The following is a 22,616-nucleotide window of genomic DNA, read 5'->3' as shown; positions in this document are numbered from 1 at the left end:
CACGCCGGGATTTTCATCCGTGTTCAGCTTGTAGACCTTGATCTTCCCCTCGAATTCCTTGGCGATCTCATCCACGATCGGGGCAACCATCCGGCAGGGACCACACCAGGGCGCCCAGAAATCCACCAGCACGGGCACTTCCATCGAGGCGGCAATCACCTCGGCTTCAAAATTTTCTACGGTGACATCAATCATGGTCGGAGGCCCAGGGCCGGTGAAGCAAGTTGGCGCTATTTTGGCGCATTGAAACAACCCCGTGGCAGGGGGGCCATCGCAAATCGTAAAATCGGGGGTTCCACCTACAGCGCCGCAGCGGACCCCAGTCCGCCGGGGCGCCCCCACACACACCATGAAACCCATTCAGATCGGCGTGGTCATGGGCTCCAGCAGCGACTGGGAGACCATGCAGCATGCAGTGCAGATTCTTGAGCAATTCGGCATCTCCCACGAGGCGCGCGTGGTGTCGGCGCACCGAATGCCCGACGACATGTTCGCCTATGCCGAGGCCGCCGCGGGCCGGGGCCTGAAGGCCATCATCGCCGGTGCCGGCGGCGCGGCCCACCTGCCCGGCATGATCGCCGCCAAGACCACGGTGCCGGTGCTGGGTGTGCCCGTGGCCAGCCGCCACCTGCAGGGCGTGGATTCGCTGCACAGCATCGTGCAGATGCCCAAGGGCATCCCGGTGGCGACCTTCGCCATCGGCACGGCGGGTGCCGCCAACGCGGCCCTGTTCGCGGTGGCGCTGCTGGCCAGCGAGAGCCCCGGGCTGCGCCAGCGCCTGGAAGCCTTCCGCGCCGAGCAGACCGAGGTGGCGCGCAACATGGCCCTGCCCTCCCCCGCCGCATGACCACGTTGTCCGCACCTCTTCTTCCTGGGGCGACGCTGGGCGTGCTCGGTGGCGGCCAGCTGGGCCGCATGTTCGTGCACACGGCCCAGGCCATGGGTTACTTCACGGCCGTGCTCGACGCCGACCCCACCAGCCCCGCCGGCCTGGTGAGCCACCACCACATAGAGACCGGCTACGAGGACGCCGCCGGCCTGGCCGAGCTGGCGCGTGTGGCCGATGCCGTGACCACCGAGTTCGAGAACGTGCCCGCCACCGCCCTGGCGGCGCTGGGCGCGCTGCGCCCGGTCTCGCCTGCTGCGGGCGCCGTGGCGGTGGCGCAGGACCGCGCGCAGGAGAAGGCCCATTTCATGCGCTGCGGCGTGGCCTGCGCGCCCTATGCGGTGATCGAGACGGCCGAGCAACTGGCCGCTGTACCCGCCGACCTGCTGCCCGGCATCCTCAAGACCGCGCGCATGGGCTACGACGGCAAAGGCCAGGTGCGCGTGAAGACCGCCGCCGAACTCGCAGCCGCCTGGGATTCCGTAGGCCAGGTGGCCTGCGTGCTCGAAAAGATGCTGCCGCTGGCGCTGGAATGCTCGGTGATCGTGGCGCGCGGTGCCGACGGCGCCTGTGTGCACCTGCCCGTGCAGCGCAACCTGCACCGCGAAGGCATCCTGGCCGTGACCGAGGTGCACGCCGGCAACCTGCCCGATGCGCTTGCGCGCCAGGCCATTGCCGGCGCCATCTCCATCGCCGTGGGCCTGTCCTACGTGGGCGTGCTGTGCGTCGAGTTCTTCGTGCTGCAGGATGGCAGCCTGGTGGTCAACGAGATCGCCCCACGCCCACACAACAGCGGCCACTACAGCCAGAATGCCTGCGATGTCTCGCAATTCGAGCTGCAGGTGCGCACCATGGCCGGCCTGCCGCTCACGCAGCCGCGCCAGCACAGCCCCGCGGTCATGCTCAATCTGCTGGGCGACCTGTGGTTTGCCGCCGACGGCAGCGCACAGACCCCGCCCTGGGCCGAGGTGTTGGCCCTGCCTGGCACCCACCTGCACCTGTACGGCAAGCGCGACGCCAAGCGCGGGCGCAAGATGGGGCACCTGAACATCACCGCCGACAGCGCCGACGCGGCGCGCGCCACCGCCCTCAAGGCTGCCGCCTTGCTGGGCATTGCGCCTTTCTGAGCCAGCCCCCATGATCCTTGACGGCACCCAGTCCGAATCCATTGCCGCCGCCGCCCGCGCGGTGCGCAGCGGCGCCCTGCTGGGCCTGCCCACCGAGACGGTGTATGGCCTGGCAGCCGATGCCAGCAGCGATGCCGCCGTGGCCCGGATCTTTGCCGCCAAGGGCCGGCCCAGCGACCATCCGCTGATCGTGCACGTGGCCGACGCCACAGGCATCGCCCATTTCGCCCGCGAGATCCCGGCTTTCGCCAAGGCGCTCGTCGACGCGTTCTGGCCCGGCCCGCTGACCATCATCCTGCCGCGCCTGGCCGGCGTGGCCACTGCGGCCACCGGCGGCCAGGGCAGCGTGGGCCTGCGTTGCCCCGCCCACCCCGTGGCCCATGCCCTGCTGCTCGCCTGCGCAGCCCCGGGCGATGGCAGTGAACTCGGCGGCCCACCCGTGTGGGGCGTGGCCGCCCCCAGCGCCAACCGCTTCGGCCGTGTGAGCCCCACCACCGCCCGGCATGTCGCCGACGAGCTGGGCGAGGACCTGCTGGTGCTCGATGGCGGGCCGTGCGGCGTGGGGATCGAGTCGACCATCGTGGACTGCACGCGCGGCCAGCCGGTGCTGCTGCGGCCCGGCGCGATCACGCGCGCGCAGATCGCACAGGCCTGCGGCATGCAGCCGCTGTCCAGGGAAGATCTGCCCGCGCACACGCCCCGCGCCTCGGGCACGCTGGAGGCCCATTACGCCCCCAACGCCAAGGTGCGGCTGATGGATGCCAAGGCGCTGCAGACCGGACTGGACCTGCTGGGCGCCGATGCGGCCCACATGGCGGTCTATGCGCGCACGGCGCTGCGCACCCGCTCGTCACGCCTGGTCATGCGCCGCATGCCCGATGATGCGGCCGCGACCGCACAGCAGCTGTTTGCCGTGCTGCGCAGCTTCGACGACGAAGGGGTCAAGCTGATCTGGATCGAGACCCCCCCCTCGAGCCCCGAGTGGGAAGGTGTGCGCGACCGGTTGCAGCGGGCCGCCGCCGCGTGACGCCAAGGGAACCCGCGCCGGGCGCCGCACTCTGTCCAAAGTCGCTCCGTGACAAGCCTTTACACGCCTTGACACGGCGTCGTTAAACTAACACCCCATTTTCTGGAGAAATACATGGCAGCAACTTGGATGCGCCGCACCGTACTGGTGGCCGCATGCGCGTCGGCCGCATTGCTTGCGGCCTGCGGTTCGAGCACGACGGAGTCGGCTTTCAACCCCGAACGCCTGGTGGCTTTCGGTGACGCCTACAGCGACGTCGGCCAAAAGGGCACGCGCTACTCGGTCAACGATGGCAGCGTGAACAACTGGACGCTGCAGATCGCATCGCGCTACGGCAAGACCCTGGCCGCATCGTCCACGGCCGGCGGCCGCAGCTATGCCGTGGGCAATGCACGCGTGGCGATCAAGCCCGATGCCGCCGGTGTGGCGGCCACGCCCACGGTGACCGAGCAGATCGACGCCTTCCTGGCGGCCGGCGGCCTGGCCGCCAATGACCTGATCGTGATCAACGGCGGACCGAGCGACGTGATCGCCGGCATGGCCGCCGTGACGGCCGGCACGCAAAGCACCACCGACATGGTGGCTGCTGCACGCAAGGCCGGCCAGGACCTGGCCACCCAGGTGCGCCGCCTGGTCGCAGCAGGCGCCAAGAACGTCGTCGTCACCGGTACCTACGACCTGGGCAAGACGCCCTGGGCCAAGGCCATCAACCGCGAGGCCCTGCTGAGCGACGCCAGCAGCCGCTTCAACGAAGGCCTGCTGGTGAGCATCGTCGACCTGGGCGCCAACGTGCTCTACGTGGACTCGGCCTACTACGTGAACCTGTATGTCGGCACCCCCGCCAACTACGGCTTCAACAACGCCACCACGCCCGTGTGCACCTCGCTGGACACCACCAACGGCATCGGCATTGGCGCCGGCCAGGTCAATTCGGCCCTGTGCACGCCCTCGACCCTGCTGACGGGTGCCAACCAGGACTCCTACGTGTTCGCCGACAGCGTGTACCTGACGCCCAACGCGCAGCGCCAGTTCGGCAACTACGCCTACGACCGCCTGCGCGCGCGCTGGTAAGCCCTGCGGCTGCAGCCCACGAAAAAAAGCCGACCCGAAGGTCGGCTTTTTGCATCCCGGACGCGCCCTCAGAATCGGTAGCCCACCCCGATGGCGACCACGTCGGGGTTCAGCCGCGTGGTGATCGACTGGCCCGACGACAGGTGCGTCGTGGTCTTGAGGAAGCTTTTGTAGTAGGCGGCGTCCAGCGACCAGCGCTCGTTGATGCTCCAGACAAAGCCGATCTGGGGCGTCAGCCCCCACTTGTTGTCCACCGAGGCCGTGGTGGGGCGCGACGGGGTGCCGCCGGTCAGGCCGCTCAGGGTGGCCGTGGTGCGGGTCTTGAAGAAGCGGCTGTAGGTCAGGCCCAGCCCCACATAGGGGCGGAATTTCGCGTCGGGCTCGGCAAAGCGGTACTGCGCGAACACGGTGACCGGCAGGACCTTGGTCTCGCCGAGCTTGCCCACGCCGGCGATGGCGCCGTCGCCCTCGATGTCGTGCTTGAAGGGCAGCGCCAGGGGCACGTCGATGGCCCAGTGGTTGGTCACCATGTAGTTCACACCGCCCGACAGCGAGGTGGCATTGCCCACGTCAACCGTGGTGCCCGGGAAGCTCGGGGCACTGAGGTTGCCGCTCTTGACCTGCGGGGCGATGTGGGTGAAGCCAGCGCGCACGCTGAAGGTGCCGGCGACCTGTGCCGAGGCGCCAGCGCCAAGCAGCAGGGCTGCCGTTGCCAGGCCCAGCCGGGAAAAGTGGTGCATGGAAAACTCCTTGGAAAATGCGGAGATCACGGTGGCGGCCTAGAGCCATCCAGCGCGCGACAGCGAGCGCGAGACCAGTTGCCCGATCAGCTGGTGGCCGTAGGGCGTGGGCTGGAAGCTGTCGGAAAATCCGTAGCTCTTCCACCAGTCCGCTCCTCCAGTGGCTCCGGCCGGGGGTGCCATGGCAGACAGCGCGGCCGCGGTGCAGGTCGGAAAGCTGTAGGTCGGCAGGCCATCGCTGCCCATGCCCGTGGCCGGGCAGGCGGGCGTGGTGGCATTGGTGAGCTGGTACTGGCCGGGGTTGGTCGACTGGTCCTTGAACGAGGTGTAGAAGTCCACCACCACGATCTTGGCGTCGCCGGCCAGGCTGGTGGCCAACTGCGCATTGAAGGCCTGGACCCAGCCGTCGAACAGGGCTTCGGCCTGTTTCGCGGCGTCGGCACCGCGCTGGGCAGCGATGGAGCCCAGCACCATCTGGAAGCGGGGCGTGCGGGTGATGCCCGGCGCGTTCAGCACAGCCACGCGCGGTGCCCCCTTGGCCACCGTGTTGGCCCGGACGGTCGCGGCGAACTGCTGGGCCAGCGCCTGCATGTAGGCGCCGCCGATCTGCGCCAGGCCCGCGGCACCGCCGGCCAGGGCCGTGTTGACGGTGGCTGCGGGCAGCACGCTGGTGAGCATGGCCGCATAGGCCTGCCCGTTGTCTGCAGAGGCGCGCAAGTAAGCGCCCACCAAGTCGGCCGCGTCGTTGCCGCCGCCATCGACCAGCACCAGGTCTGCCGCGCTGTAGCCGGCGTTCCCCAGGTCCTTGAGCTGCTGGGTGATGGAGACCGGGGACGTCGGCGCGGTGAAGTTGTTGATGCGGCCGCCGCTCACGGCGTAGTTCGAGCAGCTGTTGTTGGCGACGAACGCCGTGCCGTTGAACAGGTAGTGCGCGCACAGTGTCTGGCCATAGCTGGTGGCCACGCGCTCGGGCCAGATCGGGGTGGAGCCGGCCCCCGTGGCTGCCGTACCCTGCACCGTGGCCTTGAAGCCGAAGGTGCCGCTGTCGGCCAGGCTGTCGCCCGCCACTTTCACCGAGGTCACCGGTGCCGCAGGCGCGGTGTCCGAGCCGCCGCCACCGCAGGCCGCCAGCAGGCAGGCTGCTGCCAGCACCGAGAGGGCTGTCTTGCATTGTTGTGGGATCAAGGAAGTTCTCCAGATAAGACGATTACAAAAAGCACGACCGTGCTTTTTTGCAACTACCATCGTACCCCCGCCCCCTCCGGTTGACCGCCCGGGAAACTACCAAGCCGGGCACCATGAAAAAAGCCGACCCGAAGGTCGGCTTTGGATGCGGGCAGAACCGGTGCGCCTACTTCACGATGACGTCGAAGGCAGCGCGTGCCTGGGCATGGCAGAACGGGGGTTCATAGGTGCCGTGGTAGGCGCCGTAGTAGGTGGCGAAGGCCGCAGAGGCCGGATCGGTGGGCGCTGTGCCACCGGGACCAAAGGTGGCCTGGATGGCACTGTCCACGTCCACCGAGATCACGTTGGTCACGCCGCGGGCGGCGAAATCGGCGGCCATCACCCGTTGGTGCACGGCGGGCGGCACCGTGGGATCGCCCGAACCGCCGCACAGCAGCACGCGCGACTTGGGGGTCCAGCCCAGGATGTCGTTCTTCTGGGCAGCGAGGTAAAGCGGGTCGTTCGGGTTCGTCTGGCTGCTGGCGATGAATGCGGGCTGGAACACCGCATCGCGCGCCTGGTTGGGTGTGCCGGACGGCAGGGCGCCCGAGGTCACCAGCGTGGTGTAGTTCATCGTCGGGTTGGGCAGCAGGGTCTCGATGTAGTTCGAGTAGGGCGCCTTGAAGGCCAGCTTCACGTCGCTGTAGATATTGCCGTAGACCTTCTGCCAGGCCGTCACGAGGTAGGGCACAAAGAACTGCACGCCCGCAATCGCATCGGGAATGCGCAGCGAGCCCGAGAGGTTGTAGGGCCCTGCCAGGTGGGCGCCGGCCGCCACGTCGAACTCGTTTCCGTAGTCGCGCTCGGCGGAACGGTGCGCAGCCATGGAGGCATGGCCGCCCTGCGAGTACCCGGTGAACAGGATGCGGCCCGACAGGTTGCCCCCCACCGAGGCGGATGCCTTGCGCGCGGCGCGCACCGAATCGATCACCGAGGTGGCTTCCGAATCGGCATGCAGGTAGGGGTGGTAGCTGTAGCCGGACTTGGCGAACCCGAGGTAGTCGGTGGCCACCACGGCATAGCCCGGCGCGGCATACATCGCGGCCAGCAGGAAGGTCTCGCTGTCCTGCGGGTTGGCCAGGGTGCGGGGCTTTTGCACATCGGTGCCCTTGGCGTAGGCCAGCAGGGCGGTCCTCTCGGTGCTGCAACTGCCCGCAGGCACCAGCATCACGCCCGAGGCGTTGGTAAGTTCGCCGGCCTTGACGCCAGCCGTGTAGTAGTTGAGCGCCACCACCTTGACGTCGCACCTGGCCTTGCCGGCAATGGCCCTGAGGCCGCTGGACGTGGTGCCCGCATCGATCTGGGCGGCGGTGAGCGTGGTCAGGACGGTGGGCGGCTCCATCAGGTCCCCGCGTCCGTTCTCGTCGGAGCCCCCGCAAGCGGCGAGCAGGGCCGCTACCGCGGCGATACAGGTCAGGCGAAAGTACTTCATGGGCGCAATCCTCTCTCTGTGCAGTTTCTGTCATTCAATGGCAACGCCGCATCCTGCGCGCACCAGCGCCAGAGCCGCCATTAGGGAATACGAGGGCCTGCGGACGCCTGGGGGACACAGGGTCGCCCATTCCGCCCGAGCCGCCGCCTACTGGTCGCGCGCCGCCCAATCGGTCAGCGCATCGAGCACCGGGCGGGCGGCCCCGGCGTTGGCATGGTTGACCATGGCCACCAGCACGTAGCGCCGGCCGCTGGCGCCATGCACGTAGCCGGCAACGGCCATCACATCGCGCAGGCTGCCGCTCTTGAGGTGGGCCGCCCCGCGGGCCTGGCTGCGGCGCAAGGTGCCGTCCACCCCGGCGATGGGCAGGGAGGACACCAGTTCGGGCATCACCGGCGAGGCCCAGGCGGACTGCAGCATGCGCGCGAGGCCCTGGGCCGTGATGCGCGCATCGCGGGACAGGCCGGCACCGTTGTCGGCCACCGGCTGGTCGGCGTCTCCAAAGCGCAGCTGCCACCAGCGGCGCAGCGCTTCGCGCGCGCCGTCGAAGCTGGCAGCAGCCCCCTTGTTACCCAGGGCCAGCGTGAGGAACACCTGCTGGGCCATGACGTTGTTGCTGTACTTGTTGACGTCGCGCACCACCTCGGCCAGCGCCGGCGAGGTGGCCACGAAAGCGGGTTTGAGCCCGGCCGGCACTTTGCCATCGCGCACACTGCCGGTGAGCTTGCCGCCCACCTCGCGCCACATCCCTTCCACAGCACGCGCTGCAAAGCCGCGCGGGTCCGCCGGGGCAATCGGCCAGACGCGCTCGCCGCAACTGGCCGGAAACACGCCCTGGAAGGCGATGCGCGCCGGATCGGAGAGTTCTGCGCGCAGGGCTCCGCGCCAGTCGCCGCAGTCCGCCCCGGGGGCGGCCAGCGCCACGGAAGCCTGGCGTTGCACACCGGCCATCGGGGGGTCGTACTGGATGCGCGCCAGGCCTGCCGCCGCGTCCGGCACAAAGGTCATCACCTGCGACTTGTAGTTCACCAGCAGGGCATCGGGCGCGGCGTTGTAAGGCCGCAGGGGCTCGTTGTCGAAGCTGCCAGGGTCCTGCTCAGGAACGTCGAAGGCGGTGCGGTCGAGCACGATGTCGCCCACGATGACCTGGATGCCCTGGGCCTGCAGGCGGCGCAGCAACAGCCACAGGCGCTCCATCACCAGCTTGGGATCGCCCTGGCCCTGGATGTAGACATTGCCGCGCAGGCTGCCGTCCTGTACCGTGCCCTGCACGTAGACGGGCGTGTTCCAGGTGTAAGCCGGCCCGAGCTGGTCGAGCGCGGCGTAGGTGGTCACCAGCTTCATCACCGACGCCGGGTTCATCGGCACCTGGGTGCGGTGCGCCAGGCGTGGCGCCTGGCGTGGGCCGGCCTGGGCATCGGCCACCAGCACCGAAAGCGCCTCGCGCGGCAGGCGGGCGCGGGAGAGGGCAGCCTCCACTTCGGGCGGGAGCTGCGATGGGGCCTGCGCCCGGGCAGCGGGCAGCGCCGTGGCCCACAGCAGCACGGCCAGGGGCGCCAGGGAGGTCAGGGACAGACGGGACAGCGAAGGCATGGAGAACATGGACGGGGAGTCTATCGCCCGCCACCGGCACGGCCTCCCCGGCGCACCGATAATGCCCCCATGCGCCTTTCCCCCCGCGCCATGGGCCTGCTCGCGGCCCTGGTGACCGTCACCATCTGGACCAGCTTCATCGTGATCGCCCGTGCCTCGGCACAGCGCAGCCTTGCGCCGCTGGACATCTCGCTGCTGCGCATCGCCGGCGCCAGCCTGGTGCTGGTGCCCTGGGGCTGGTGGCAGGTGCGCCGCCGGCGGGCGCAAATGGGCGCCAGCGCCCCCGCTTCCAGCCTGGGCGGCATCTCGCCGCTGCCCCTGTCCACCACCGCCTTGCTGGGTGTCTTCGGCGGCGTGCTGTACGCCGTGCTGGCCTACACAGGCTTCTTCCACGCCCCGGCGACGCACGCCGCCGTGCTCATGCCCGGCAGCCTGCCGCTGTGGACGGCCCTGCTGGCCATGGTGGTGCTGCACGAGCGCATCACGCCCCTGCGCGCGCTGGGCCTGGCGCTCATCGTGGCCGGCGACCTGTTGGTGGGTGGGCGCAGCCTGCTGTCGGGCTTTGCCGGGGGAGAGGTGTGGAAGGGCGACCTGCTGTTCATGCTGGCGGCCGCGTGCTGGGCCACCTACAGCGTGCAGGCGCGGCGCCTCGCGGTGGACGCGGTGCAGGCCACCATCGCCATCACCGCCTTCGCGCTGCTGCTGTATGTGCCCGTCTGGGGCGCGCTGGTGGCGCTGGGCACGGTCACCAGCCACCTGCGTGAGGCACCCTGGAGCGAAATCCTGTTCCATCTGGTATTCCAGGGCGGGGGCTCGGTGGTCATCTCGGGCATCGCCTTCACGCGCATGATCCAGCACTACGGCCCCGTGCGCAGCACCATGATCACGGCGCTGGTGCCCGGGCTGTCGGCCATCGGCGCGGTGCTGTTCCTGGGCGAACCGTTGCACTGGAACCTGGGCGCGGGCCTGGCGCTCGTGACCACAGGTATCCTGATGGGCGTGCTGCGCAAGAGCCCCGCGCCAGCCTCCTTGCCCACCGCTTCCGGAAAATCTGCGGCCTGATGTGCTGCCTGCCCCTCCCATGAACCTGCTTGCCTTCGATACCAGCACCGACATCCTGTCCATCGCCGTGCAGCACGGGGACCTGGTGCGCGAGCACACCGGCCCCGGCGGTGCGCAGGCCTCGGCCGTGCTGATTCCGACCATCAACCGCCTGCTGGCCGAGGCCGGCCTGTCGTTCGCGGCGCTGGACGCCATCGTCTTCGGCCGCGGACCGGGCTCCTTCACGGGCCTGCGCACGGCCTGTGCCGTGGCCCAGGGCCTGGCGTTCGGCGCGCGCGGCGGTGCGGGCGTACCGGTGCTGCCCGTGGACACCTTGCTGGCGGTGGCCGAGGAGGCACGCCAGCGCCACGGCTGCACGCAGGTGGTGGCGGTGCTCGACGCACGCATGGACGAGGTCTACAGTGCCCGCTGCGAATGGTTGCCCGCCGAGCATCGCTGGCAGGCCGATGCCGACTTCGGACTGGGTGCCCCCGAGACCGTGGAGGTACCCGCGGGGTGGAGCGTGGCTGGCAACGCGCGCACGCCCTACGGCGAACGCCTGGCCCCCCAGGCACCGCATGTACCGGCCCTGCCCACCGCCGCAGCGCTGCTGCGCCTGGCCCCGGCCCTGCTGGCCGCGGGCGGCGCCATGGCTGCGAGCGATGCCCTGCCACGCTACATCCGCGATAAAGTGGCGAAAACCACCGCCGAGCGGGAGGCCTTGCGCGCCGCCCAGGCGGCGTCCAACCCCTCTTGAACCGAAGCCGCCATGAGCGCCGTCCCCACTCCCTCTGCCGACGCCCCCGAGGTGCGCCTGGAAGCCCTCACGCTGGCCCATCTCGATGCCGTGCTCGAGGTGGAGCAGCGCGCCTACACCCACCCCTGGACGCGGGGCAATTTCATCGATGCCATGGCGTCGCGCTACGAGTGCCAGTTGCTGATGGGCGGCGACCGCCTCCTGGGCTACTTCGTGGCCATGATGGGGGTGGACGAGGTGCATCTGCTGAACCTCACCGTCACGCCGGAGTACCAGCGCCAGGGCTGGGCCCGGGTGCTGCTGGATGCGCTGGCGCTGTGGTCGCGCGGCAAGGGCGCCCAGTGGCTGTGGCTGGAGGTGCGGATCAGCAATCTGCGCGCCCAGCACATCTACGCAACCCATGGCTTTCACCGCGTGGGCGAGCGCAAGCGCTACTACCCCGCCGACCATGGCCAGCGCGAGGACGCGATGGTCATGAGCCTGCCCCTGTGAGCCCATCCATCCTATGAGCCTTTCACTCGATGCGCGCCAGCGCGCCATGCTGCAGGAGATGGGGGTGACCGTGTGGGCCCCTGGCGCAGCCGTTGCGGCCCCGCCCGCAGCCGCCCTCGCCGGCGCCGCGCCCCTGCGCGAGGCCGCGCAGGACTCGCCCCCGGCGACCAGCCCCGTGCCAGCGCCGCCGCCAGCCCCCATGCCCGCGGCACCACAGCGCCCAGCCGTGCCCGCCGCCGCCCCAGCGTCCACGGCGCCTTCTGCACCGGTGGCGGCAGCGGCGACCGGGCTGTCCCTGCATGCGCCCCAGGCGCTGTACCCCACGGCGGACCCGGCACGCACCCCGGCAGGACTGGGCAGCGGCTGGCTCATCGTGGCCGAGATCCCCACGCCCGCCGACCCGCTGGCAGGCGACAGCGGCAAGCTGCTGGACAACATGCTGCGCGCCATGCAGCTGCACCGCCACCCCCGCGTGTTCCTGGCGGCGCTGGAGCGCGCGGCACCCGGCGGCGGGGATGGCAATGGTGCCGATGTGGCCGGACAACTGGCCCAGGCCGTTGCCACGCTGCAGCCGGCCCTGGTGCTGGTGCTGGGCCACGTGGCCGCCCGCGCCGCCCTGGCCAGCACCGAGCCCCTGGGCCGCCTGCGCGCAGGGCCCCACACCCTGGCGGGCTGCCCGGCCGTGGTCACCTACGATCCTGCGTTCCTGCTGCGTTCGCAGGACAACAAGGCCGCCGCCTGGGCCGACCTCTGCCGGGCACTGGCCATCGTCCGGGCGGCAACTGCCCCCTGAACCCCGGGGCACGCAGGCCGGCCGGTGCGATACTCCGCCACTTGCATTTTTATTACGGAGAAAGCTCCTTGGAAACCTACCCGAGTTGGTAGCTTTCAGCTCCCCGGCCTGCCGTGGGGTTGAAAGCAACCCCTGACCCCCTACCGCAGACGCCAAATACAAAGGGAGTGAGCCCATGCTCAACATCTTTACGCTCGCCAATGGCCGGCTGTTCCAGGAAGAGATCGAGTCCCTGGAAGAGCTCGCCAAGTTCCAGCCGATCTGGGTGGACCTGGAAGCCCCCACGCTCGAAGAGAAACGCTGGATCAAGCAGCACGACGGCCTGTCCAGCCCCGAGGATGCGATGGACGAGGACATCGAGGAATCCGCCCGCTTCTACGAGGAAGACAATGGCGAGCTGCACATCCGCAGCGACTTCTTGATCGACGACGATGAGAACCCGCGCTCGGTGCGCGTGGCCTTCAGCCTGAACCAGCACAACGCCAACCTCAAGAGCCGGGGCGTGCTGTTCTCCATCCACGACGAGGACGTACCCGACTTCCGGCTGCTGCGCATGCGGGCGCGCCTCGCGCCCGGCCTCATCGAGGACGCCAAGGAAGTGCTGCTCAAGCTGTTCGATGCGGACGCCGAGTACTCGGCCGACACGCTGGAGAACATCTACGACGAACTCGAAGCCGTGAGCAAGCAGGTGCTGGCCGGCGACGTGACCGACACCCGCGCAGGCGAGGTGCTGGCCGCCATCGCACGCCAGGAAGACTTGAACGGCCGCATCCGCCGCAACGTGATGGACACGCGCCGCGCGGTGAGCTTCATGATGCGCAGCAAGCTGCTCAACGCCGAGCAGTTCGAGGAGGCGCGCCAGATCCTGCGCGACATCGAATCGCTGGACAACCACACGGCCTTCCTGTTCGACAAGATCAACTTCCTGATGGACGCCACGGTCGGTTTCATCAACATCAACCAGAACAAGATCATCAAGATCTTCTCGGTGGCCAGCGTGGCGCTGCTGCCGCCCACGCTGATCGCCAGCGTGTACGGCATGAACTTCGAGTTCATGCCCGAGCTCAAGTGGACCTACGGTTACGCCTATGGCATCGCACTCATGGTGGCGAGCGCGCTCGGGCCGATGTGGTATTTCCGCAAGCGGGGCTGGTTGAAATAGGCTCCCCCCTGTGGCGCTGCGCGCCTTCCCCCCTGAGGGGGAACGCCACCCCTGGACCGGCAAAGCCGGATCCACGGTGGCGCTGGTATTTGCACTTCGGGCGCTGCGCGCCTTCGTGCGATGCGGCGGGGTTCAAGCGAGCCAGGGCCTGATGCTATCCGCTCACAGCGTCCGCATCAGGGCCTGGACCATGTGCTCGGCGTAGCGGCTGGCGACGGTCTGGACGAAGTGGGCGAAGTCGGCGTGGGCGGTGTCGTCGGCACGGTCGGAGATCGTGCGGATGGCGGCGAAGGGGATGCTGTAGTCCAGGCAGACCTGGGCCACGGCGGCGCCTTCCATTTCGACGGCGAGCACGGGGTGGCCGGCCTCCTGAAGGGCCTGGCTCAGCTGCTGGGCCTCCGGCGCGCTCGATACGAAGCGGTCGCCGCTGGCCACTAGGCCGTGGTGCACGCGGTGGGCGCCGTCGCCCAGTTCGGGCAGGCGGCCGGCACCGGACAGGCAGTTGCCGGCCGCGTCCTGCAGCAGGGTGGCCAGGCGCGCGTCGCAGTCGAAGCGCGTGCGCGCATAGCCGGGCACCTCCCAGCGCGGGAACAGGGGCGATGCGTCCATGTCGTGCTGCAGGAATGCCTGGGCGACCACCACGTCCCCCACGTTCACGCCCTCGGCCAGCCCGCCGGCCACGCCGGTGAAGACGATGCGCGCCACCCCGAAGTGCTCGACCAGCGCAGTGGCCGTGGTCGCGGCCGCCACCTTGCCGATGCCCGAGAGCGCCAGCAGCACGGGCCGGCCGCACAACTCGCCCTTCCAGAATGAGCGGCCCGCATGGGTAAGGCGCTGGGCGCGCTCGAGCCGGGCGATGAGGCTGGCCTGCTCTTCGGGCAAGGCACTGAGGATGGCTGTGGTCATGGCAAGGGAACGGTCGGACGGGCTTTTCTTTTCTTCTTCGCAACGCTCTGGCGGAGCCCCGGGGCCTGCGTGCACCGGGACAGGCGGCAATTATCCAGGCATGCAGACGGCGAAGGAACTGTGGCCTGCGGCTGCCATGGCCAGCACCGTGCCCGGCAGAGACAGGGGCACTGCCTGGCGCAGCAGGTCTTCGTCCCGTTCGCCGTTGCCCAGCGCACCGCACTCCACCCGGCCGAAGCCATGGGCAAGGCCCTGGGCATCCACGGCAAAGCCATGCCGGTCACCCAGGAAGAAGTGCGCGAAGCGGTCGAGCTCCGGCAGTCGGTGTACCGCGCCATCGGCGCCCTGCGCATGGCGCGCCAGCAGCTACAGCAGCCCGACCCCGGCGCCATGCATGGAACCATCCACTGTGCGGTAGAGGGCCAGGTAACCGCCCATCCAGGCCTGGCGTACGGCAGCGCCCATGTCCTGCACAGGCACGGGCTCCAGCACCCTCAGCGTGCGCTTGGTGGGCGGCAGAAAGCCCACGCCGTCCTGGGCATTGCCCCAGCCCCAGGCGCTGCCGTCCTCCTGCACGGCCAGCGCGCAGAAGCTGCCAGCCGCCAGGGAGCGCACCGCGCGCAGGCCAGCGATGCGCCCGGGTACATGGTCGTTGCGCCGCTTGCCGTGGCCAAGTTCGCCTTCGCAGCCGTTGCCCCAGCTCCAGGCCTGGCCGGTGGTGTCGATGGCGTAGGCCGCCAGCCCCTCGGGGTGGACGTGCACGCTGCGCAGGGCCGGCAGTCCTGGCACGCGCACGGGCGCCCAGTGCACGGGCGTCTCGATCTGGTTCTTCGGCCAGGGGTGGCCGGTGCCGATGCCCGCGCCCCAGGCCCAGAGCTGGCCCTCGGCATCGAGCGCATAGCCGTTGTCATTGCCCAGGGCGATCTGCCCGATGGGCGGAAGGCCAGGCAACGGGGCGGGCGGACATGCGCCTTGCAGCACGATGGCTGCGGGGTCCGCAGGATCCGGCTCCAGCATGCGGTGGCGCCGCCGGCGCAGCGACGTGGGCGGCCAGATGGGCTGTGCGCCGGCCGGCTGCGCCCAGCGCCCGAGCATGCCCTGGTGGTTCCAGCCCCAGCTCCAGACACTACCTTTGCCATCGAGTGCCAGCACGGCACCTGCGGGGCTGGCGCAGACCGCCTGCACGGGCGGCAGGCCCTCCACCGGCAAGGGGGCCAGCCGGTCCTCGCCGGGGCCGGCACCTGCCTGGCCCAGGTGGTTGGCGCCCCAGGCGTGGAGCGTGCCCAGCGGCATGGCGCCGCCGTCTTACTTCTTGTCGCGCAGCTCGCGGCGCAGGATCTTGCCCACCGGGGTCTTGGGCAGTTCGGTGCGGAACTCGATCACGCGTGGCTGCTTGTAGCCCGTGAGGTTGGCCTTGCAGTATTCCTTCACCTGGGCTTCGGTGAGGCCGGGGTCCTTCTTCACGATGACCAGCTTGACGGCCTCGCCTGTCTTCTCGTCGGGCACGCCGACCACCGCGCATTCGAGCACGCCAGGGCAGTTGGCGACCACTTCCTCGACCTCGTTGGGGTAGACGTTGAAGCCGCTGACGAGCACCATGTCCTTCTTGCGGTCCACGATCTTGAAGTAGCCGCGCTCATCCATGATGCCGATGTCGCCAGACTTGAAGTAGCCGTCCTCGCTCATGACCTTGGCGGTCTCGTCGGGGCGCTTACAGAAGCCCGCCATGACCTGCGGGCCCTTGATGGCGATCTCGCCGGGCTGGCCCAGGGTGGTGACTTCGTGGCCTTCGTCGTCGAGCAGCTTCATCATGGTGCCGGGGATCGGCACACCGATGGTGCCGGTGTACTCCTTGGCCGTCACGGGGTTGCAGCTGGCCGAGGGGCTGGTCTCCGACAGGCCGTAGCCTTCGCAGATGGGGCACCCGGTCTTCTCCAGCCAGAGCTTGGCCACGGCGCCCTGCACGGCCATGCCGCCGCCCACCGAGACCTTGAGGTTCTTCCAGTTGACGGTATTGAAGTCCGGGTGGTTGGCCAGGCCGTTGAACAGCGTGTTCACCGCCGGGAAGCTGTGGAAGGTGTGCTTGGACAGTTCCTTGAGCACCGCCGGCAGGTCGCGCGGATTCGGGATCAGGATGGTCTTGCCGCCCGTGCGCATGGACAGCATCATGTTCACGGTGAACGCGAAGATGTGGTACAGCGGCAGCGCGCAGACGCTGGTGGGCTGCTCGCCCGAGGGGACCTTGGCCATCACGGGCGCATTCCAGGCCTCGGACTGCAGCACGTTGGCGATCACATTGCGATGCAGGAGCACCGCGCCCTTGCTCACGCCGGTGGTGCCGCCGGTGTACTGCAGCAGGGCGATGTCGTCGGGGCGGATGTCGGGCTTCTTGAAGCTGCCGCGCGTGCCCTTGGCCACCGCGTCGTTGAAGCGCACGGCGCCAGGCAGGTCGTAGGCGGGCACCATCTTCTTGACGTTGCGCACCACGTAATTGACCAGCGTGCCCTTGAGCAGGCCCAGCTGGTCGCCCATGGCCGCCAGCACCACGTGCTTGACGGGGGTGTTGGCGATGCACTGCTGCAGCGTGGTGGCGAAGTTCTCGATGATGACGATGGCCTTGGCCCCCGAGTCCTTGAGCTGGTGCTCCAGTTCGCGCGGGGTGTACAGCGGGTTCACGTTGACCACGACGAAGCCGGCGCGCAGGATGCCGGCCACGGCCACGGGGTACTGCGGCACATTGGGCATCATGATGGCCACACGGTCGCCCTTGACCAGGCCCAGGCCCTGCAGGTAGGCGGCGAAGGCGGCGCTCAGCGAATCGGTCTGGGCATAGCTCACGTCCTTGCCCATGAAGCTGTAGGCCACGCGGCTGGCGTACTTGGTGAACGCCTCGTCCATCAGCGCCACCAGGGAGGGGTACTGCGAGGTATCGATATCGGCGGGAACGCCTTGCGGATAGGCGGACAACCAGGGACGGTCGGTCATGATGCGTGTCTCTCCAAACTTCTCGTTGCAATGGAACCCCGGCATTGTCTCTGCCGGTGGTGGCTCCGTGGGTGCTTAGTTTCCCCTAGGCGACAGCGCTGTTGCCGTAGCGTCCGAAGGGTCTTACTCCGCGGGGAAAAGGTCTACTCGATGGCCTTGCCGATGTCCTCGACGACCTTCTTGGCATCGCCGAAGACCATCATGGTCTTGTCCATGTAGAACAGCTCGTTGTCCAGGCCGGCATAGCCTGCCGCCATGGAGCGCTTGTTCACGATCACGGTCTTGGCCTTGTAGGCCTCCAGGATGGGCATGCCATAGATGGGGCTGCCCTTGGTGTGCGCGGCGGGGTTCACCACGTCGTTGGCGCCCAGGATGATGGCCACGTCGGCCTGGCCGAACTCGCCGTTGATGTCTTCCATCTCGAACACCTGATCGTAGGGCACCTCGGCCTCGGCCAGCAGCACGTTCATGTGGCCGGGCATGCGGCCCGCCACCGGGTGGATGGCGTACTTTACCGTCACACCCTTCTCGGTGAGCTTGGCCGCCAGCTCCTTGACCGCGTGCTGGGCGCGCGCCACGGCCAGGCCATAGCCGGGCACGATGACCACGGTCTCGGCATTGCCGAGCACGAATGCCGCGTCATCCGAGCTGCCGCTCTTGACCGGGCGCTGCTCCTTGGCGCCCGAGGCGGCGCTGGTGGCGTCACCACCGAAGCCGCCCAGGATCACGTTGAAGAACGAGCGGTTCATGGCTTTGCACATGATGTAGCTCAGGATCGCACCCGAGCTGCCCACCAGCGAGCCGGCGATGATCAGCATCGAGTTGTTGAGCGAGAAGCCGATGCCCGCGGCCGCCCAGCCCGAGTAGCTGTTGAGCATGGAAACCACCACCGGCATGTCGGCACCGCCGATGGGGATGATGATCAGCACGCCGAGGATGAAGCCGAGCGCGATCACCAGCACGATGTCGATCCAGCTTTGCGAATGCCAGAATCCGAAGCAGAAGAACAGCACGGCCAGGCCCAGCACCAGGTTGAGCTTGTGCTGGCCGGGGAACTGCACGGGCGCGCCCTGGAACAGGCGGAACTTGTACTTGCCCGAGAGCTTGCCGAAGGCGATCACCGAACCGCTGAAGGTCACCGCGCCGATGAAGGCGCCCAGGGCCAGCTCGATGCGGTTGCCGCCGGGAATCGGCGCATCCTTGGGCACGATGGCAAAGGCCCAGGGCTCGGCCACCACGGCCACGGCGATGCACACTGCGGCCAGGCCGATCATGCTGTGCATGAAGGCCACGAGCTCGGGCATCTTGGTCATCTCGACCCGGTTGGCCATGATGGCACCGGCCGCGCCGCCCACCACCAGGGCGCCCAGCACATAGGCCAGGCCCTCTGGCTTGCCACCCGAGAGTGTCCAGATCAGCGCGGCCGTGGTGAACACGGCGATCGCCATGCCGGTCATGCCGAAGATGTTGCCGCGGATCGAGGTCGTGGGGTGCGACAGCCCCTTGAGCGCCTGGATGAAACAGACGCTGGCCACCAGGTACAGCAGCGTGACGAGGTTCATGCTCATGCCTGGCCTCCTTCGACCTTGGGCGCGGCAGCCTTCTTGTCCTTCTTCTTGAACATCTCCAGCATGCGGCGCGTCACGAGGAAGCCGCCGAACACGTTGACCGCGGCCAGCGCCACGGCGATCACGCCCATGCTCTTGCCTAGTGTGGTCTCGGTGAGCGCCGCGGCCAGCATGGCGCCCACGATGACGATGGCAGAGATGGCGTTGGTCACCGCCATCAGCGGCGTGTGCAGCGCGGGGGTCACCGTCCAGACCACGTGGTAGCCGACATAGATGGCCAGCACGAAGATGATCAGGTTGATGAGGGTGGGAGAGACGGCATCCATGGAAATGTGTCCTTCTTTCTTCAATTGGCGTTAGGTTCCGGCAGACCAGGGGCCCTTGGCGGCGTTCTTCTTGGCGAAATAGGCATCCACAGCGTCGATCAGCTGTTGCTGGGCCGGGTTGATGGGCGGCTCGATCAGAGCGGCCGATCGCATCACGGTCTTGAGCGTTTGCACGTGGTAATCGGTGAACTTGTCGGCGCTGCGCGCGAGTACCTCGGGCAGCTCGGTGAGCGCAAGCGCGCGGTTGCGCAGCAGGTGGGCGCTGGCCACCCAGAGGCTGCCGGCATCGCCATCGGTCAGCGCCAGGTGCTCGCGCAGCAGCGCCTGCACGCCGGTCTTCTGATGCACGGTGATGGCGCCCGTGGTCTGCACCGTGGCCAAGGCCAGCACGGCGACCACGTCCACCGGATGGTCGAGTGCGTAGAGCGGTGGCGTGGTGACCTTTTTCCGCCAGGCGCGCCGGTGGAAGAAGGTCAGCGGATTGAGCCAGCCCACATCGATGCCGAAGCGCCGCAGGGCCTCCATGGCCATGGTGAAGGTGATGACCAGGCCCAGGATTTGCAAAATGATCCCCATGTTCCGTGCCTTCCTTGGTTTTTACTGCGGCAGTGCGGCGGGGAATGGCGGCACGGCCAGGAATCCATCGAGCATGCCGACGCTCACGCGCACGGCACGCGCCATCTGCTGGCTCCAGTCCTCGGCCGGCAGGCCTGCGCGCAGGTAGTCGGGCGTGTTGCCGGCGGGCAGCTTCAGCAGGCGCAGGTCCACCAGGGCATCCACCTCGATGTAGGCGCCGCCCTCGGTGGCATAGCGGTAGTTCACGTGCGAGTGCGGCTGTGCGAGTGCCACGCCGCGCTCGCCGATCCAGCGCACCAGGCCGGGGTGGGCCTTGTCCAGGAAGCGGTCGCTGGTGTGGGCCCAGCGCTTGAAGCGCAGGCAATCCACGCGCAGCGGGCTGCCGGCGGCGGCGTCCCGCACCCACAGGCCCTGCTCCTGCGGGCAGGAGGCGGTCCACAGCGTGCGATCACGCGGATCGCTGCGCTGGTGGGATTGCACCAGCATGACGGCCAGCACTTCGTTGCGGGCTCCGCGCAAGGCCACGGCACGGGTCTGCAGGGGCACGCTGGCCGGCGGTGGCAGCGCCGACAGGGTTTCGCTGAAGCTGCCCAGGTCTTCCCAGGCGGGGGATGGCAGCACCACGCGCGTGCGCCCGGCGCTGAATTCGGCCGGGCCGGCGGGCATGGGAGCGCAGGCAGCCAGGACCGCCGTCGCGCCCATCGCGGCCAGCAGGCGGGGGAGCGCCCTCATGCGCGCTTCACCGTGCCTTCGTGGGCCATCAGGCAGGCGGCCACGATATCGTCCTGCAGGTCCATGTGCAGGGCACCTTCCTTGTTGACGATGAGCTTGAGGAAGTCGAGCACGTTGCGTGCATAGAGCGAAGAGGCATCGGCCGCCACCAGGGCCGGCAGGTTGGTCTCCCCGACCAGCGTCACGCCGTGCTTGACCACGGTCTGGCCGGGTTCGGTGAGCGGGCAATTGCCGCCCTGGGGCGCAGCGAGGTCGACGATCACCGAGCCGGCCTTCATCGACCTTACCATGTCTTCGGTCACCAGCACCGGGGCCGGGCGGCCGGGAATCAAGGCGGTGGTGATGACCACGTCGGCCTGCGCGACGCGCTTGGCGACTTCGGCCTTCTGCCGGTCCAGCCAGCTTTGCGGCATGGGGCGGGCATAGCCGCCCACGCCTTCAGCGGCGTCCTTTTCTTCCTGCGTCTCGTAGGGCACGTCGATGAACTTGGCGCCCAGCGACTCGACCTGTTCCTTGACGCTGGGGCGCACGTCCGAGGCCTCGATCACCGCGCCCAGGCGCTTGGCCGTGGCGATGGCCTGCAGGCCGGCCACGCCCACGCCCAGGCTCACCACGCGCGCGGCCTTCACGGTGCCGGCGGCCGTCATGAGCATGGGGAAGAACCGCTGGTAGCGGTCGGCGGCGATCATCACGGCCTTGTAGCCGGCGATGTTGGCCTGGGAGGACAGCACGTCCATGCTTTGCGCACGGGTGGTGCGGGGGGCGGCTTCCAGGGCATAGGCCGTCACGCCGGCCGTCGCCAGGCGCTGCAGGCCGGCGGCGTCGAAGGGGTTGAGCATGCCGACCAGCGTGCTGCCTGCGCGCAGGCGCGGCGTCTCGGCTTCGGACGGGCAGCGCACCTTGAGCAGCAGGTCGGCGCCCCAGGCGCCCGCGGCATCGGTGATCTCGGCACCGGCGGCCTCGTAGGCGGCGTCGGTGACGCTGGCGGCAATGCCGGCGCCGGCCTCGATGCGCAGGGTATGGCCCTGGGCCTTGAGTTTCTTGACCGTCTCGGGCGTCACCGCGACCCGGGTCTCTCCGGCCATGGACTCTGCAGGCACACCAATCAGCATGTCGTCTCCTTGCTCAGGGGTAAGGTCAGTGGAATTACTTACTTGCTGACCATGAGCTTACATGAAGAAACTTTGATGCCTGGCGCTTTCTCCTGATGTAGAGGCAACTCCCCATCGCAAAGGAGACACTTCGGCAAGAAAAAAGCCCGCGAGCACAGGGCTGGCGGGCTTTGCCGGAGGCGGAGCCGGGTCAGTGCACGACCTGGGCCAGCGTGCCGGCTGCGTACTGCTGGGCCACCTGCTGCAGGCTCAGGCCCTTGATCTTGCTGCCCTGGCCTTCGCAGCCGAATTCGAGGTAGCGCGCCTTGCAGACCTGCTTGGCAGCCTCGCGCGCGGGCTTGAGCCATTCGCGCGCGTCGAACTTGTCGGGGTTCTCGGCCAGGAACTTGCGTACCGCACCGGTCATGGCCAGGCGGATGTCGGTGTCGATGTTGATCTTGCGCACGCCGTACTTGATGGCTTCCTGGATCTCCTCGACGGGCACGCCGTAGGTTTCCTTCATCTTGCCGCCGTACTGGTTGATCACCGCCAGCAGCTCGGCGGGCACCGAGGAGGAGCCATGCATCACCAGGTGGGTGTTGGGGATGCGCTGGTGGATTTCCTTGACGCGGCTGATGGCCAGGATGTCGCCCGTGGGCTTGCGGCTGAACTTGTAGGCGCCATGGCTGGTGCCGATGGCAATCGCCAGGGCGTCGAGCTGGGTGGCCTTGACGAACACGGCAGCTTCCTCGGGGTCGGTCAGCATCTGGCTGTGGTCGAGCTTGCCCTCGGCGCCGATGCCGTCTTCCTCGCCGGCCTCGCCGGTTTCCAGGTTGCCCAGGCAGCCCAGTTCACCTTCGACCGTGACGCCGACCTTGTGCGCCATCTCCACGACCTTGCGCGTCACATCCACGTTGTAGTCGAAGGAGGCAGGGGTCTTGCCGTCTTCCATCAGCGAGCCGTCCATCATCACCGAGCCGAAGCCCAGGTCGATAGCGCCTTGGCAGACCTTGGGGCTGGTGCCGTGGTCCTGGTGCATCACCAGGGGGATGTGCGGGTAGGCTTCAACAGCAGCCTGGATCAGGTG

At 68.5% G+C, this 22,616-nt stretch carries 24 protein-coding genes; 9 read left to right on the top strand and 15 right to left on the bottom strand.

What is annotated here, in order from left to right; genetic code table 11:
- On the bottom strand, positions 1-195 hold a 195-nt coding region (locus ACK59X_RS13405), incomplete at its 3' end, for a thioredoxin family protein (RefSeq protein WP_409957817.1).
- A gap of 154 nt (positions 196-349) precedes the next feature.
- Between ACK59X_RS13405 and purE the strand changes: the two genes are divergently transcribed.
- The 4 genes from purE to ACK59X_RS13385 all read left to right on the top strand — a co-directional run bounded on the left by purE (position 350) and on the right by ACK59X_RS13385 (position 4,111).
- Positions 350-847, top strand: a complete 498-nt coding sequence (purE, locus tag ACK59X_RS13400; protein ID WP_409957816.1) for a 5-(carboxyamino)imidazole ribonucleotide mutase — start codon at positions 350-352, stop codon at positions 845-847.
- A complete protein-coding gene (locus ACK59X_RS13395; protein WP_409957815.1) occupies positions 844-2,013 on the top strand; it encodes a 5-(carboxyamino)imidazole ribonucleotide synthase in 1,170 nt (389 codons plus the stop codon). Before purE ends, ACK59X_RS13395 begins: the two co-directional genes overlap by 4 nt.
- A 10-nt stretch (positions 2,014-2,023) precedes the next feature.
- Entirely contained in the window at positions 2,024-3,040 is a 1,017-nt protein-coding gene (locus tag ACK59X_RS13390) for an L-threonylcarbamoyladenylate synthase (RefSeq protein WP_409957814.1), read from the top strand.
- Between the two features lie 114 nt (positions 3,041-3,154).
- Positions 3,155-4,111: an SGNH/GDSL hydrolase family protein gene (locus ACK59X_RS13385; protein ID WP_409957813.1), complete on the top strand. Its 957-nt coding sequence runs from the start codon at positions 3,155-3,157 to the stop codon at positions 4,109-4,111.
- Positions 4,112-4,179: 68 nt separating this feature from the next.
- On the opposite strand, the gene ACK59X_RS13380 is transcribed toward ACK59X_RS13385, so the two are convergent.
- From ACK59X_RS13380 to dacB, 4 genes are all read right to left on the bottom strand, one after another.
- Positions 4,180-4,851 (bottom strand): OmpW/AlkL family protein, encoded by a 672-nt coding sequence (locus ACK59X_RS13380; protein WP_409957812.1) that lies wholly within the window; start codon positions 4,849-4,851, stop codon positions 4,180-4,182.
- Positions 4,852-4,890: 39 nt separating this feature from the next.
- Complete coding sequence (locus tag ACK59X_RS13375; RefSeq protein ID WP_409957818.1) at positions 4,891-6,033, bottom strand: SGNH/GDSL hydrolase family protein; 1,143 nt, start codon at positions 6,031-6,033, stop codon at positions 4,891-4,893.
- Between the two features lie 169 nt (positions 6,034-6,202).
- Positions 6,203-7,507, bottom strand: coding sequence for a lipase family protein (locus ACK59X_RS13370; RefSeq protein ID WP_409957811.1), 1,305 nt, complete (start codon positions 7,505-7,507; stop codon positions 6,203-6,205).
- A gap of 147 nt (positions 7,508-7,654) precedes the next feature.
- On the bottom strand, positions 7,655-9,109 hold the full coding sequence (gene dacB / locus ACK59X_RS13365) for a D-alanyl-D-alanine carboxypeptidase/D-alanyl-D-alanine-endopeptidase (RefSeq protein ID WP_409957810.1): 1,455 nt from the start codon (positions 9,107-9,109) through the stop codon (positions 7,655-7,657).
- Positions 9,110-9,169: 60 nt separating this feature from the next.
- Here dacB and ACK59X_RS13360 point away from each other — a divergent pair, with 60 nt between their 5' ends.
- The 5 genes from ACK59X_RS13360 to corA all read left to right on the top strand — a co-directional run bounded on the left by ACK59X_RS13360 (position 9,170) and on the right by corA (position 13,345).
- The gene (locus ACK59X_RS13360) at positions 9,170-10,162 is read left to right on the top strand and encodes a DMT family transporter (protein WP_409957809.1); all 993 of its coding nucleotides are present in this window, start codon (positions 9,170-9,172) and stop codon (positions 10,160-10,162) included.
- 19 nt (positions 10,163-10,181) lie between these two features.
- Positions 10,182-10,898: a tRNA (adenosine(37)-N6)-threonylcarbamoyltransferase complex dimerization subunit type 1 TsaB gene (gene tsaB / locus ACK59X_RS13355; protein WP_409957808.1), complete on the top strand. Its 717-nt coding sequence runs from the start codon at positions 10,182-10,184 to the stop codon at positions 10,896-10,898.
- A 12-nt stretch (positions 10,899-10,910) separates the two neighbouring features.
- Complete coding sequence (gene rimI, locus ACK59X_RS13350; RefSeq protein WP_409957807.1) at positions 10,911-11,390, top strand: ribosomal protein S18-alanine N-acetyltransferase; 480 nt, start codon at positions 10,911-10,913, stop codon at positions 11,388-11,390.
- Between the two features lie 13 nt (positions 11,391-11,403).
- A complete protein-coding gene (locus ACK59X_RS13345) occupies positions 11,404-12,183 on the top strand; it encodes a uracil-DNA glycosylase family protein (protein WP_409957806.1) in 780 nt (259 codons plus the stop codon).
- 175 nt (positions 12,184-12,358) lie between these two features.
- Complete coding sequence (corA, locus tag ACK59X_RS13340; protein WP_409957805.1) at positions 12,359-13,345, top strand: magnesium/cobalt transporter CorA; 987 nt, start codon at positions 12,359-12,361, stop codon at positions 13,343-13,345.
- A 162-nt stretch (positions 13,346-13,507) separates the two neighbouring features.
- Here the strand turns inward: corA and ACK59X_RS13335 are convergent, their stop codons facing one another.
- The 10 genes from ACK59X_RS13335 to ACK59X_RS13290 form a co-directional block, all read right to left on the bottom strand.
- Entirely contained in the window at positions 13,508-14,251 is a 744-nt protein-coding gene (locus ACK59X_RS13335) for a 5'-methylthioadenosine/adenosylhomocysteine nucleosidase (protein ID WP_409957804.1), read from the bottom strand.
- 90 nt (positions 14,252-14,341) lie between these two features.
- Positions 14,342-14,515 (bottom strand): hypothetical protein, encoded by a 174-nt coding sequence (locus ACK59X_RS13330; protein ID WP_409957803.1) that lies wholly within the window; start codon positions 14,513-14,515, stop codon positions 14,342-14,344.
- A gap of 102 nt (positions 14,516-14,617) precedes the next feature.
- The gene (locus tag ACK59X_RS13325; protein WP_409957802.1) at positions 14,618-15,544 is read right to left on the bottom strand and encodes an RCC1 domain-containing protein; all 927 of its coding nucleotides are present in this window, start codon (positions 15,542-15,544) and stop codon (positions 14,618-14,620) included.
- Positions 15,545-15,556: 12 nt separating this feature from the next.
- On the bottom strand, positions 15,557-17,236 hold the full coding sequence (locus tag ACK59X_RS13320) for a long-chain-fatty-acid--CoA ligase (RefSeq protein ID WP_409957801.1): 1,680 nt from the start codon (positions 17,234-17,236) through the stop codon (positions 15,557-15,559).
- A 143-nt stretch (positions 17,237-17,379) separates the two neighbouring features.
- Positions 17,380-18,804 carry an NAD(P)(+) transhydrogenase (Re/Si-specific) subunit beta gene (locus ACK59X_RS13315; protein WP_409957800.1) on the bottom strand — a complete coding sequence of 475 codons (1,425 nt, stop codon included), beginning with the start codon at positions 18,802-18,804 and terminating at the stop codon, positions 17,380-17,382.
- Positions 18,801-19,130: an NAD(P) transhydrogenase subunit alpha gene (locus ACK59X_RS13310; RefSeq protein WP_409957799.1), complete on the bottom strand. Its 330-nt coding sequence runs from the start codon at positions 19,128-19,130 to the stop codon at positions 18,801-18,803. Before ACK59X_RS13310 ends, ACK59X_RS13315 begins: the two co-directional genes overlap by 4 nt.
- Before the next feature lie 30 nt (positions 19,131-19,160).
- Positions 19,161-19,706, bottom strand: a complete 546-nt coding sequence (locus ACK59X_RS13305) for a phenylacetic acid degradation protein (protein ID WP_409957798.1) — start codon at positions 19,704-19,706, stop codon at positions 19,161-19,163.
- A 21-nt stretch (positions 19,707-19,727) separates the two neighbouring features.
- Positions 19,728-20,438: a hypothetical protein gene (locus tag ACK59X_RS13300; RefSeq protein ID WP_409957797.1), complete on the bottom strand. Its 711-nt coding sequence runs from the start codon at positions 20,436-20,438 to the stop codon at positions 19,728-19,730.
- The gene (locus tag ACK59X_RS13295) at positions 20,435-21,550 is read right to left on the bottom strand and encodes a Re/Si-specific NAD(P)(+) transhydrogenase subunit alpha (RefSeq protein ID WP_409957796.1); all 1,116 of its coding nucleotides are present in this window, start codon (positions 21,548-21,550) and stop codon (positions 20,435-20,437) included. Before ACK59X_RS13295 ends, ACK59X_RS13300 begins: the two co-directional genes overlap by 4 nt.
- Positions 21,551-21,740: 190 nt before the next feature.
- Positions 21,741-22,616: ketose-bisphosphate aldolase (locus ACK59X_RS13290; protein WP_409957795.1), on the bottom strand; the 876-nt coding region annotated here is incomplete at its 5' end.

The sequence above is a fragment of the Acidovorax sp. genome (assembly GCF_046339755.1).
Lineage (GTDB): Bacteria > Pseudomonadota > Gammaproteobacteria > Burkholderiales > Burkholderiaceae_C > Acidovorax.
Note: the sequence above shows the minus strand (reverse complement) of the source record. Positions and strands in the feature narration are given on the sequence as shown.